The organism is Scandinavium sp. NPDC088450, from assembly GCF_044900545.1.
Classification (GTDB): Bacteria; Pseudomonadota; Gammaproteobacteria; order Enterobacterales; family Enterobacteriaceae; genus Scandinavium.
The window spans coordinates 50,083-62,643 of sequence record NZ_JBJDNI010000032.1 but is presented as its reverse complement, the minus strand read 5'-3'; the positions used below and the strand labels follow the sequence as shown (position 1 = coordinate 62,643).

Here is a 12,561-nt window from a genome sequence, read left to right as displayed (position 1 = left end):
ATGACGATCCCGGTGCGGAAATAGTATCCCCAGGTGATGGTCATGTTCTTCTGTGAAAGGACATGCAGCCAGAGCAGCGTTGCCAGGCTACCAATAGGTGTAATTTTCGGTCCCAGATCGCAGCCAATCACGTTGGCATAAATCATCGCCTCTTTGATAACGCCTGTTGCGGTGCTGCCATCAATAGAGAGAGCGCCAACCAGCACGGTAGGCATATTGTTCATGATGGAAGACAGGAAAGCCGTCAGGAACCCGGTACCAAACGTCGCGGCCCAAAGTCCTTTATCTGCCAGCACGTTCAACACACCGGAGAGGTATTCTGTTAGTCCGGCATTACGCAGACCATAGACCACCAGATACATTCCCAGAGAGAATATGACTATCTGCCATGGCGCACCGCGAAGCACTTTGCCAGTGTTAATGGCATGGCCTCGCTTCGCCACCGCAAACAGAATGACAGCCCCTACAGCAGCAATCGCGCTGACCGAGATACCCAACGGCTCAAGAACGAAAAAGCCAACCAGAAGAAGGATCAACACTATCCAGCCGGTTCTGAAGGTTGCCAGATCTTTAATCGCTTTTGCCGGTGCTTTCAGGAGAGCCAGGTCGTAAGTCGGCGGAATATCTTTGCGGAAGAACAGATGCAGCATCACCAGCGTGGCGATAATGGCTGCGATATCCACCGGCACCATTACCGACGCATACTCAGTGAAACCCAGCCCAAAGAAGTCTGCAGAAACGATGTTAACCAGGTTGGACACGATAAGCGGCAGACTGGCCGTATCGGCAATAAACCCGGCGGCCATGACAAATGCCAGCGTAGTACCTTTACTGAAACCTAATGCAAGCAGCATGGCGATGACAATTGGAGTCAGAATCAATGCCGCACCATCGTTGGCAAACAGCGCCGCCACCGCTGCACCAAGCAAGACGATATAGGTAAACAGCAAACGCCCGCGACCGTTACCCCAACGTGAAACGTGCAGCGCCGCCCATTCGAAAAAACCCGATTCATCGAGCAGAAGGCTGATAATAATCACGGCAATAAAGGTCGCCGTCGCATTCCAGACAATATTCCACACTACAGGGATATCACCAAAATGGACTACGCCAGAGATCAACGCCAGTACTGCGCCCAGTGTCGCACTCCAGCCGATCCCTAATCCCTTCGGTTGCCAGATAACCAAAACGATGGTCAGGACAAAAATAGCGCCTGCCAGTAACATAAATCCTCCAGACAGGACGGCTCTGCCGCCCTGTATATACAAAAAAATTAAACGGCCAGCTCTCTGAGTTTCTCGATGCCAGTGGGTTCTGCAGCCATTACCGGTACTAACGCAATGCGGCTTGCATGCTGGTTCTTCACAGCCTCGATTTGAGGAAGCTCTTGTCGGGCGCGCTGGCAAAGTAGTGGTGAATGCGTCTGTGCAATCGAAAGGCTGTTATTGATAATCCAGCCCCAGGGATGAATCCCCGCACGCTCAAGATCGGACTGCAGGTTTGCTGCTTCCAGTACAGGTGTGGTTTCAGGCAGAGTGACCAGCAGGACTTTGGTACGTTCCGGGTCCTGAAGCTGCATCATCGGAGTGGTAAAATGACCTTTATCCCCCATCTTCCTGGCAATCTCACGGTGATAAGCCCCGGTAGCATCAAGCAGTAATAGCGTATGACCGGTAGGTGCCGTATCCATGACCACAAACCGTTTGCCTGCTTCACGGATTACGCGTGAAAACGCCTGGAACACCGCAATCTCTTCTGTACAAGGAGAACGTAAATCCTCCTCGAGCAGCCGTTTCCCTGCCTCATCCAGATCCCTGCCTTTCGTCTCAAGAACATGCTGACGATAGCGTTCAGTTTCATCGTGAGGGTTGATTCGGCTGACCTGCAGATTTTTGAGGCTGCCATTGAGCGTTGTACTCAGGTGTGCAGCAGGATCTGAGGTGGTGAGATGGACATCAAATCCCATATCCGCCAGTCTGACAGCGATGGCAGCAGCCATCGTGGTTTTACCTACGCCACCTTTGCCCATCAGCATAATCAAACCGTGTTCACTGCGGGCGATATCATCAACCAGGACAGACAACGACATATTCTCTGGCTTGTTCTGTGCGCTTTGTTCAGGAAGCGATGATATCTCAGCGTGTTCGTTGAGCAGGCCTTTCAATGCGGACACACCAACCATGTTCAGCGGCTGTAGGTATAAGCTGTCTGTCGGCAATGCAGATAACCCGGAAGGAAGATTTGCCAGCGCCTCTTGCTCTCGTTGCCATATCGCAGCGGCCAGTGCATCACGTTCTGCTTCGCTCGCAGGCAGGACACCATTAATGACGAGATACTGATTTTTAAGGCCAATAGCTGATAATTCGTCATGAGTACGGGCTACTTCCTGCAGTGTTGATTTTTGCAATCGCGCGACCAGCACAAGGCGAGTTCGTTCAGGATCGGATAATGCCTCAACCGCATGAGCATATTGCTCGCGTTGCTTTTCCAGCCCCGCCATCGGCCCAAGACAGGAAGCACCATCCGGATTACTTTCGATGAAGCTGCTCCAGGCTCCGGGAAGCTGAAGAAGGCGAATCGTGTGGCCCGTCGGCGCTGTATCAAAAATGATGTGATCGAAGCGGGTCAGCAGAGAAGCGTCGGTCAGTAAGCCAGTAAACTCGTCGAACGCAGCAATCTCTGTCGTACAAGCTCCTGAAAGCTGTTCACTGATGCTGTTGACAACGTCATCAGGCAAAAGACCTTTAATAGGGTCAACGATTCTGGCTCGATATTGCTGGGCGGCGTCCTGCGGGTCAATCTCCAGAGCCGAAAGACCAGGAACAGCAGTCACGGGCTGGATAGTGTTACCGATAGTCTGATCGAATACCTGACCGACGTTAGAAGCCGGGTCGGTACTGACAAGCAGAACACGCTTTCCCAGTTCAGCCAGATGTATAGCCGTTGCGCAGGAAATCGAAGTTTTGCCTACACCTCCCTTACCGGTGAAAAACAGGTAAGACGGGATATTCTGTAAGAATTTCATATGTCCTCCTGACATACTCAACAACAGGAAGTTTTACCACCACAGCAACTGGTGGAAGCTAAACCCACCTTTTCCAGCGGTATACCAAACCAGCGAGCCAGTTCAGCGCGTTTCGGGTATCGCCCGGCCATCACCGTTTCACCATCCAGTAACAGCAGCGGAAGCCCTTCAGCTCCAGAAGCTTCAAGGAATGCTTTCGCTTTTTCGTTCTCAACGAAGCTCATCGGCTGTTGCGCGAGGTTGTAACGTTCGATCTGGACCCCACGCCCTTTCAGCCATTGAACATCAGCAGAAAAATCGACCAGAACCTGATCGACATCTGAGCCACATACGCCGGTACTGCAGCACATTGCCGGATCAAACACCGTTAACGTTTTCATCTTTAACACCTCACATTCGTAAAAACATATATGTACAGGCAAATTTTTTAGATACAGACAGCCTTACCGCTGCCAGAGCAGTTGGCCGATGCCAGCTTACGGGCGATAGCCTGAACGTCGTCCTGTTGGCTTAACCAGGCCTGCTCAATCACCTGAGCAGCCCAGGAAGGAATATGCGGGGATAAGCGGTAGTGAACCCATTTCCCCTGCTTGCGATCCAGCAATAGGCCACTCTCCCGAAGCATTGCAAGGTGGCGGGAGATCTTGGGCTGTGACTGTTCTAGCGCAGTGCAAAGGTCGCACACACACAGCTCTCCCATCTCTCTGAGCAGCAGTACGATCCCTAGACGGGTTTCATCGGAGAGGTTTTTGAAGAGTTGTAAGGATGTTAGTGACATCTGGCCTCCTGTCCTATTGAAGTTAGGATACTCCCATAAGGACCAAAATCAATATTCACATTCGAAAAAACATATGTGTTATTTAGAAGGATTTTTTTGCTAACGATCAATAATTACGGCTAACACACTAAAATCTAGTGAATTAAAGTGTTATACAGTTCCTAGAATACACACTTCATTGTTGATTTAGCTGGCTTATGCGCCAAGGAATAGAATGTGATAAAAAAGATTAAAATCTCAGGTTACAGAATCTACAAGCAATTGATTTTAGAGCCAAATCCAAAGCTCAACCTGATAGTTGGGGGGAATGAGGTTGGAAAATCAACCCTAATGGAAGCAATAGCCTTAGCGCTAACAGGCAGAATCAACGGAAAAGGAGCTAATGATGAATTAAATCCGTATTGGTTTAATACAGAGCTAGTCGCTGATTTTGTTGAAAGAAGACAAAGAGGTGAAAACATTAGTCTACCTGATATTAAAATTGAGCTCTTTTTTGATAATACGCCAGAATTACAAAATCTATGTGGAGCTATTAATAGCGACCATCCAACAAATGCATGCCCTGGTGTATTATTCCATGTACTGCCCAATAGTGAATATAATGAGGAGATAGAACAATGGCTTATAAGCCCTACTAAAATATTACCTGTAGAATTCTACCGTATAGAATGGCGTTCTTTTGCTGATGAGAAACTTCTCAATAGGCCTCGGCAATTAACAACTGCCATCATAGATTCTAAAACTGTTAGGTCCTCCACATCAATCGACTATCATTTAAGGCAAATAATTAATGATCATCTTGCTCCAATAGAAAGGGCAAAAATATCCTTATCATACAGACAAGTTAAAGCATCTATGGCCGGAGGTGTACTTGGTGATATCAATGAAAGAATAAGTAAATTAAATGCCTCATTACATGATAAAACCATCATTTTAGATATGGATCAAAGTAGTCGAACCTCTTGGGAAGGCGTTGTATCCCCTCATGTCAATGAGGTCCCTTTTTCTATGTCTGGGCAAGGTCAACAAGCTGCCATCAAAATTTCTCTGTCTATGGGACGTCACGCTGAAAAGACAAAATTTGTGATGATAGAAGAACCAGAGAACCATCTTTCACATACCAGTTTATCAACACTACTTTCTCGAATCGAAAAGTTATCCAGTACTAGTCAGCAATTGTTCATTACAACGCATAGTACTTTCGTATTGAATAGACTCGGACTAGATTCGTTAATTTTAATTGGCAATGAATCTGTAAGCAGAATCAATGGCCTATCTCCAGATACTGTTTCTTATTTCCAGAAACTGCCTGGTTACGACACACTCAGAATGGTCTTGGCAAAAAAAGTGGTATTGGTCGAAGGCCCATCTGACGAAATAATTTTCGAACGTTTTTTCAAAGATACATACCAGCTGCGCCCTATGGAGGTCGGTATTGATGTTATAAGCATGAGGGGACTATCACTAGCAAAATGTTTGGAGTTATGTGCCGCTCTCGATAGGCCTGTTGCCTCTCTCCGAGATAACGATGGAATTTCACCAGAAGATCTTGCGCTCCCAGTTCAAGGATGGCTGAAAAAAAACAGAAGAGAGCTATTTATTGGAAGTGTAGTTACAGGGACAACATTAGAGCCACAACTAATTCACCACAATGGTGAAAAGTTACTTCGTGAAGTATTAAACATAGAAGATAGAGCAGATCTTTTAACATGGATGAGCAGAGAAAAAACAGAAGGGGCCTTGAGAATTTCGGTCTCAAAAAAGGCACTCACACCACCTAAATACATGAGCGATGCGATAAGGTTTATTTATGAACAATGAGTTAATCTTGGCTGTAGCAGGTTCAAGAAAAACACAAGGAATCATTGATCATTGTGCGAGAATAGATGGTCAAAAAAGAGTATTAGTTTTAACATTTACTCAATTCAACCAAAATGAAATTCGCAATCGGTTATCTCATTGTGCAGGAAACAGCTTACATATTGAAGTGCTTGGGTGGTACACTTTTTTAATCCGACATTTTGCCAAACCGTTCCTCCCCTATAAATTCCCTGGACAAAGAATTTTGGGATTTAACTTTGATGGAAGGCCATACATGATGGCAAAGGGTATCAACAGATTTTTAGATAAAAACAACCATGCTTACGCTTGTGAACTAGCTCGACTAAGTGCAGAACTGATTAATGCAAGCCAAGGTGCATTAATTTTTAGACTTGAGTCTATTTATGATGAAATACTTATTGATGAAGTTCAGGATTTGAGCGGCTACGATTTAGACATATTAGATTCTTTGTTAGCAACAGCTATCAATTTGAAAATGGTTGGAGACATGCGGCAAGCTGTTCTATCAACCAATCCAAGAGGAAGTAAGCATAAAAAATATCAAAATACTAATATGCTTTCTTGGTTTTTGGAAAGAGAAGAGAAAGGAATAATAAAGATAATTGAACGTTTTACAACCTGGAGATGTCATCATTTAATATCTGATTACGCCGATACTATTTTTTCACCTGAATGGGGTTTTCCTAAAACAAAATCTGAAAATCACACTGTTACATGTCATGATGGGGTTTTTCTTGTAATGAAGGAGCATGTTGAAGATTACATCAAAACATTTAAACCACAATGCTTGAGAAACTCAAAAAGCAGCGGTAAGGCCTATAATTTCGATTTTATTAATTTCAAAGCATCTAAAGGTTCAACTTTCGAACGAATCCTAATAATTCCGACCTCAGGAATTGAGACTTTTATTCAGAAAAACGAGTATCTTGAAAGTACTGCCGCCGCAACATTTTATGTTGCAGTTACGAGAGCTCAGCAAAGCGTGGCAATAGTCGTGGGGAAACCTGGGCAATCAAACTTACCAATATGGAAACCATGAAATGGACGTTTACTCATCATTTTCTAATGTTATAAACTTTAAGCGCTCAAACATTTCCATCCAAGGAATATATAAAAGATATGCTATTTTATTTGATAAAATAATATTCAATAGATACGGATGCCCAATAGGAAACAATAACTTATTCGCAAGTCTAACTGAATACACATCAACTTTTGCAAGTGATGAAAAAGATTTAAAAAAGAAACTAAATCTTTCCAAAAATAAAAAATTCCAAGATTTATTTATCGATTTATGGGATTTATTCGAAAACCCAGAAAGCTTAAATAATGAAGCCAGGAACTATGTTTCAGAACATCAAAGTGAGACCATATCTAAATTCTCATGGGGACGAACCCTCATAGACAAAGAGATGGGAATTCATAACCATAATAGTGAATATAAGGCAGCAAGCATAGTTTGGGGAGATATTAGCTCCGATCTTGGATTTAATTTCCTATTGAAAAACAACCATAAAAACCTTCATATTAACTTTGCCCCCGTGGTTGCCTCAGCGGTTAACTCAGCCCAACAAACATCCAACATACAAAACCTTTTCGCAACTGACCTAATCATCCCAAACTTTGAAGAACTAACCTGGGAGCAAGTTTTAGAATTAAGAGAAGATAAATATATTAAAGCATTTAGAAAAAAATATTTCTCCATCGAGAAGAATGACAAAAATATCGATTTAGAACTTAATTCTGATTTAGATGAAGCCTTATGGGATTTAGCTTCACAAATAAGACCTAACATCACAAAATCCATTATGGAAGCAGTATTAAGCAACCTACCATTCCCTTCAATTGCAAATCCATTTGGGATTTATTATGGAGCAAGAGACACATTGAGAAACATTGAAAATAAAAATAACCACTCCTGGGTGTATTTCATTCAATCGGCAAAAAAAACCAATATCATTAAATAATTCAATTCGCTATTGTCAAATATCTTTTAAGCAATAGAGATTTGTACACATTTCCAACCCAAATATGTAAACATTACTCTTTTGGAATCATTTTTAATATATCCATCCTAGTTTCCATTAATACACCACCAAGAAAACTACTTTTTGAGGCAAAATAACCTGTTGCACCGCCTATATTGTCAATCTGTTTTAATAGCCGCTGCCTTGTAGCATATGCGGGTTTCACTCTATTATAAACATCTTCCCACCAAACAACCCCATACTTAGCAATTATCTTTCTTTTTATTCGTTTAAAATACTCTCGACTATCCTGACCATTATAAGATGCTAGTTGACTAGCCCAGATCATTTTTTTATGTAGAGACAGTGGTTCAAAATCTCTTCTAATTAATTCTTCTTGTATGTCTGGATGTAAAAGCAAAGTGCCATCGCCTATTTTGCGCTTAATCCATAATTTGATGGCTAGTTTATAAATAATTTTTTTATATTCCTTATCAACTATTGATAGCTCTGAACACTTTGACCAATCCTCAAGGTTATCTTGCAAACTTAATTCTTCAATCATATAGTTATATTGGTGAACATCTTCATTCCTAATAGTCATATCTTTATCCTGATTTCAGACAAACCATAATTATCAAATATTAACATTCCATGAACCTTAACCTATAAAAGCATCATACCAAAATTAAACCCGATGCCAAACTATTGAACAGGAGAATGAAAACCAACTGACGACATTATTTTTGTAAACCTCATGCACACCAGATTAGCTGTAGATGTACTATTTGGTGTACTTAAGTGAAATTAAGTATCTAAGCAACAAAAAATCATCTGGCGCTTCAAAATCTAAATATCCGTCTTCTCTCATATAGCACTGAGCAATTCTAGGGTGTCCAAACGCCTCGGGGGGTAATGGGTTCTTTGCAAAAGGATTATGAAGCACATACAAACCATCCAAAAGGTGTTCTTTATAGTCACATTTTTGTGCTGTATGGACATTTGGATAAATAGAGTCTGGATTAGGGGTGAATATCTGAAAAACAGTTGGAGCGGATGGGTTATCAGCCAGCGCTCTTAATTTACCCCAAGTTGCCAAGCTACTATAAATGACTGCACTGACATCTGAAAAATCAGGAGTGCAAAATAGTCCCATATCAATCTCAGTACGTCCATTCTTTAGAGCAGTATCAACATTATAAGAAATAACCTGTTCTGCGTTTGATGCCATCGTTGCTTCTTCATCATGATACAGGCCATACATCGCTGCAAGAATCGGTCTGCTAGCAGAAAAATGAGAGAAAGGTCTGTCGAATGAAGCAATTGCTATAACGAATGGTTTATTCCTGCATTGCTCAAGTTTTGAGTAGCGCTCTCTTAGCTTATTTACTTTCCCCATGAAACTATTGGTTATACGGATCGCTGCTTGAGAGTTGAATTCATTAAACTCCCCCAATTTTGTATTATTATCAAAGCTGTGAGCAGGTGGTTGTCCTATAGCAGGTAATGCAATTGTAGCTTCAATGCAAAACTCGTGCTCTCTAACTATTACAAAATCAGGAGCATCAAATGAGAAGTCACAAATATGCCCAATTTCTTTCATATACGCATGTATATATAGTTCCCATAGGCATGGTTCGAAGGTCGTCTGAAATTCTTTAACGAATTTACCATCTCTGTCCTTTAACCCTTGGGCCCATTCATTTAAAACATCACGCTCAGCCCAGTATTCATCTTCTTTAATAATTTTATATATTGGGTGTTGTTTATCTAATGAAACCACATCGGTAAATAAGTCCATTTTTAATTCCTCAGATGGTAAGCCGTAAGTATTCTACAGGAGTTACCCTAGGAAAAGAGCTTTTCAAATCAAAAATTTTCTATATTGCAGGAATAAATTCATTACCCAAAAAACATCCGGATTCATGTAAATCGGAATCCGAATGAGTGGATAAAATAGATAGACTGTGTTACACCATCCTCACTACATCAAGCCTGTTTTAGTACTACACGGAACTTCACGTATTGCAATAAAGAAGATAATCTCTCCAAAAGCTTAACGCGAGCTAATATCAAAAAAACACTGTCAGTACCTCCATTTTGAAGGTACCAAACTTAAGATTGTGATCCTTTCTTTCCGCTTAAACAGTTGTATTGAAAGAAGCAATTATGAGTCCAGATAATCCAATACTACCAATGTAATCCGCATACCACTGCATCATCTCCCTTCGCCCTTCCAGATACAACGCATGGTTATACGTCCCACGAATCGCATTCTTATCAACATGCGCAAGCTGGGTTTCAATCCATGCGGTATTGAACCCTTCCTCGTGCAAAATCGTACTCATCGTGTGACGGAAACCATGCCCCGTTACCTTCCCCGTATACCCAATCCGTTTGAATACCTGATTAATACTCGCTTCACTCATCGTTTTACGTGGATCATTGCGCCCTGGGAACACCAACGGATATTGCCCGGACATTACTTTGAGCTGCTGTACGATTTCCAGCGCTTGGATAGAGAGGGGGACAAGGTGAGGCCGTTTCATCTTCATACGCTCTGCAGGGATTTCCCACACCGCTTTCTCAAGTTCAAATTCACTCCAGAAAGCACCTCGGAGCTCGCCAGTACGAACTCCCGTAAGGATCAGCAGACGAGCGGCAAGAACAACTAACGGGCTTCCTGTGTAGCCTGCGAGAGCTTTAAAGAAGTCTGGTAACTCCTCAACAGTAAGGAAGGGATAATGCTTCGATTCATGCCCTGACATTGCGCTGGTTAGATCCGCTGCAGGATTGTATTCCGCACGACCGGTAACGATGGCGTAACGAAAGACTTCACTGCAACGCTGGCGAACCTTCTTGGCCTTCTCTGTCGCGCCACGGCTTTCCATTCGACGCAGCACATTCAGCAGAACCAGCGGTTTGATTTCATTCACCGGCTGCTGGCCGATATAGGGGAAAATATCTTTATTGAAAGCTTCGATAATGTCGGAGGCATAGCCTTCTGACCACCGACTCACCTTCGTTCCGTGCCATTCAAGTGCCACAGCCTGAAACGTGTTGTTGAGCTGCACATCGCGAACCAGCTTTTCTTCTTTCTTGGCGAAAGACGGATCGATGCCCTCGGCCAGCTTTTTCTTGGCTTCATCACGTAGTGCCCTCGCTTGTGCAAGGGACACTGCTGGATAGACACCAAAAGCCATACGCTTCTCTTTTCCATTGAAGCGATACTTCATCCGCCAGTATCTGGAACCAGAGGGAACAACCTCAAGATACAAACCAGCACCATCTGCCAGCTTATAGGCTTTCTCTCTGGGTTTAGCAGCGTCTACCTGTCTCGCATTAAGTTTCATTGGGGGCATCTCCCTGGACCGAACACAGAATGCCCCCACTTATGCCCCCAACTGCGACTTGATTTAGGTTGAGTCCAGTTGATAACAGGAGATAAGATACGGGCCAGAAACCGCAGTATACGGGCTTTTAGTTGATTTCGGTAGACTTGGGAAGAGTTTGAAATGGTGCCGATAATAGGAGTCGAACCTACGACCTTCGCATTACGAATGCGCTGCTCTACCAACTGAGCTATATCGGCTTTTCTGCGGAATAGTGTGGACGGGAAAAAGCTTAAAACTCTGCGGGTGATGCGTCAATGGCCTTATGAATCAATCGGCTATTTTTGCATCACCCGTTTTCAGTTACGCACGAATCGTATCATCGCCGAAGCCGATCCACTTGTAGGTGGTCAGCGCTTCGAGGCCCATTGGGCCACGGGCGTGCAGTTTTTGGGTGCTGACCGCCACTTCAGCACCGAGACCAAACTGTGCACCGTCGGTGAAACGGGTTGAAGCGTTGACGTAGACCGCTGATGAATCCACTTCGTTGATAAAACGATTGGCGTTGCGCAGCGTACGGGTCAGGATCGCATCGGAATGCTGGGTGCCATGCTCGCGAATGTGAGCGATAGCCTCATCGAGGTCGTCCACCAGCTTCACGCTCAAATCCAACGACAGGTATTCGTCGTCATACTCTTCCGCTTTCACCGCCTCCACCTTCGCCGGGCCATTTTGCAGCAAGGCCAAAGCATTCGCATCGGCATGCAGCGTCACACCGCTTTCTGCCATTTGTTTGCTTAGCGCTGGCAGGAAAGTTTCAGCAATCGCTTTGTTCACCAGCAGCGTTTCGACTGTATTACAGGTGCTTGGACGCTGGGTTTTCGCGTTGACGATAATCTTCAGGGCTGGGTCAAACTCAGCAGAATCATCAACATAGATATGGCACACGCCAATCCCACCGGTGATCACCGGGATGGTGGATTGCTCGCGGCACAGCTTGTGCAGCCCAGCGCCGCCGCGTGGGATCAGCATGTCGATGTATTTGTCCATGCGCAGCATTTCACTTACCAGCGCGCGGTCCGGGCTTTCAATGGCCTGTACTGCTCCCGCTGGCAATCCGCATTCTTCCAGCGCCTGCTGAATCACTTTCACCGTAGCGGCATTGGTGCGCCAGGTTTCTTTGCCGCCGCGCAGGATAGCCGCATTGCCGGTTTTCAGGCATAAAGAGGCGACATCCACGGTGACATTCGGGCGGGCTTCATAGATAACACCGACCACGCCGAGCGGCACGCGGCGACGTTCGATGCGCAGGCCGCTGTCCAGCATGCCGCCATCCATCACCTTCCCTACCGGGTCGGCGAGGTTACACACCTGTCGAACATCGTCGGCAATGCTTTTCAGGCGTGCAGGTGTTAACGCCAGACGATCCAGCAGCGCTTCGCTCAGGCCGTTGCTACGGGCTTCTGCAAGATCCTGCTCATTCGCGGAGAGGATATCGGCGGTCTGTGCTTCCAGATAATCAGCAATCTTTTCCAGAACCTGATTTTTTTCGCGAGCGGAAAGCTGCGCCAGTTTGTACGAGGCCGCTTTGGCAGCTATGCCCATTTGTTCCAGCAT

At 44.5% G+C, this 12,561-nt stretch carries 11 protein-coding genes and 1 tRNA gene; 3 read left to right on the top strand and 9 right to left on the bottom strand.

The features are described 5' to 3' along the window. The 4 genes from arsB to arsR form a co-directional block, all read right to left on the bottom strand. On the bottom strand, positions 1-1,226 hold a 1,226-nt coding region (gene arsB / locus ACI2I2_RS21820; RefSeq protein ID WP_404659862.1), incomplete at its 3' end, for an arsenite efflux transporter membrane subunit ArsB. A gap of 47 nt (positions 1,227-1,273) precedes the next feature. Beyond that, positions 1,274-3,025 (bottom strand): arsenite efflux transporter ATPase subunit ArsA, encoded by a 1,752-nt coding sequence (gene arsA, locus ACI2I2_RS21815; protein WP_404659861.1) that lies wholly within the window; start codon positions 3,023-3,025, stop codon positions 1,274-1,276. Between the two features lie 17 nt (positions 3,026-3,042). After that, a complete protein-coding gene (gene arsD / locus ACI2I2_RS21810) occupies positions 3,043-3,405 on the bottom strand; it encodes an arsenite efflux transporter metallochaperone ArsD (protein WP_105528823.1) in 363 nt (120 codons plus the stop codon). 47 nt (positions 3,406-3,452) lie between these two features. Then, positions 3,453-3,803 carry an As(III)-sensing metalloregulatory transcriptional repressor ArsR gene (gene arsR / locus ACI2I2_RS21805; RefSeq protein WP_000060257.1) on the bottom strand — a complete coding sequence of 117 codons (351 nt, stop codon included), beginning with the start codon at positions 3,801-3,803 and terminating at the stop codon, positions 3,453-3,455. A 216-nt stretch (positions 3,804-4,019) separates the two neighbouring features. Here arsR and ACI2I2_RS21800 point away from each other — a divergent pair, with 216 nt between their 5' ends. The 3 genes from ACI2I2_RS21800 to ACI2I2_RS21790 are packed head-to-tail and all read left to right on the top strand — an operon-like array spanning position 4,020 to position 7,612. Continuing rightward, the gene (locus tag ACI2I2_RS21800) at positions 4,020-5,624 is read left to right on the top strand and encodes an ATP-dependent nuclease (RefSeq protein ID WP_404659860.1); all 1,605 of its coding nucleotides are present in this window, start codon (positions 4,020-4,022) and stop codon (positions 5,622-5,624) included. Next, positions 5,614-6,684, top strand: a complete 1,071-nt coding sequence (locus ACI2I2_RS21795; protein WP_047738122.1) for a UvrD-helicase domain-containing protein — start codon at positions 5,614-5,616, stop codon at positions 6,682-6,684. Before ACI2I2_RS21800 ends, ACI2I2_RS21795 begins: the two co-directional genes overlap by 11 nt. 1 nt (position 6,685) lies before the next feature. Then, positions 6,686-7,612, top strand: a complete 927-nt coding sequence (locus ACI2I2_RS21790; protein ID WP_404659859.1) for a hypothetical protein — start codon at positions 6,686-6,688, stop codon at positions 7,610-7,612. Positions 7,613-7,685: 73 nt separating this feature from the next. On the opposite strand, the gene ACI2I2_RS21785 is transcribed toward ACI2I2_RS21790, so the two are convergent. From ACI2I2_RS21785 to proA, 5 genes are all read right to left on the bottom strand, one after another. After that, entirely contained in the window at positions 7,686-8,216 is a 531-nt protein-coding gene (locus ACI2I2_RS21785) for a hypothetical protein (RefSeq protein ID WP_052951379.1), read from the bottom strand. A gap of 180 nt (positions 8,217-8,396) precedes the next feature. Then, a complete protein-coding gene (locus ACI2I2_RS21780; RefSeq protein ID WP_224394541.1) occupies positions 8,397-9,413 on the bottom strand; it encodes a glycosaminoglycan attachment site in 1,017 nt (338 codons plus the stop codon). Between the two features lie 340 nt (positions 9,414-9,753). Further along, the gene (locus tag ACI2I2_RS21775) at positions 9,754-10,965 is read right to left on the bottom strand and encodes a phage integrase central domain-containing protein (RefSeq protein WP_047738129.1); all 1,212 of its coding nucleotides are present in this window, start codon (positions 10,963-10,965) and stop codon (positions 9,754-9,756) included. Positions 10,966-11,128: 163 nt separating this feature from the next. Beyond that, positions 11,129-11,204, bottom strand: a tRNA-Thr gene (locus ACI2I2_RS21770). Positions 11,205-11,307: 103 nt separating this feature from the next. Further along, complete coding sequence (proA, locus tag ACI2I2_RS21765) at positions 11,308-12,561, bottom strand: glutamate-5-semialdehyde dehydrogenase (protein WP_404659858.1); 1,254 nt, start codon at positions 12,559-12,561, stop codon at positions 11,308-11,310.

Coding starts and splice junctions, on each gene's coding strand:
- proA (WP_404659858.1), bottom strand. CDS start 12,561: ATGCTGGAACAAATGGGCATAGCTGCCAAAGCGGCCTCGTACAAACTG.
- ACI2I2_RS21790 (WP_404659859.1), top strand. CDS start 6,686: ATGGACGTTTACTCATCATTTTCTAATGTTATAAACTTTAAGCGCTCA.
- ACI2I2_RS21795 (WP_047738122.1), top strand. CDS start 5,614: ATGAACAATGAGTTAATCTTGGCTGTAGCAGGTTCAAGAAAAACACAA.
- arsR (WP_000060257.1), bottom strand. CDS start 3,803: ATGTCACTAACATCCTTACAACTCTTCAAAAACCTCTCCGATGAAACC.
- ACI2I2_RS21785 (WP_052951379.1), bottom strand. CDS start 8,216: ATGACTATTAGGAATGAAGATGTTCACCAATATAACTATATGATTGAA.
- ACI2I2_RS21775 (WP_047738129.1), bottom strand. CDS start 10,965: ATGAAACTTAATGCGAGACAGGTAGACGCTGCTAAACCCAGAGAGAAA.
- arsD (WP_105528823.1), bottom strand. CDS start 3,405: ATGAAAACGTTAACGGTGTTTGATCCGGCAATGTGCTGCAGTACCGGC.
- ACI2I2_RS21780 (WP_224394541.1), bottom strand. CDS start 9,413: ATGGACTTATTTACCGATGTGGTTTCATTAGATAAACAACACCCAATA.
- arsA (WP_404659861.1), bottom strand. CDS start 3,025: ATGAAATTCTTACAGAATATCCCGTCTTACCTGTTTTTCACCGGTAAG.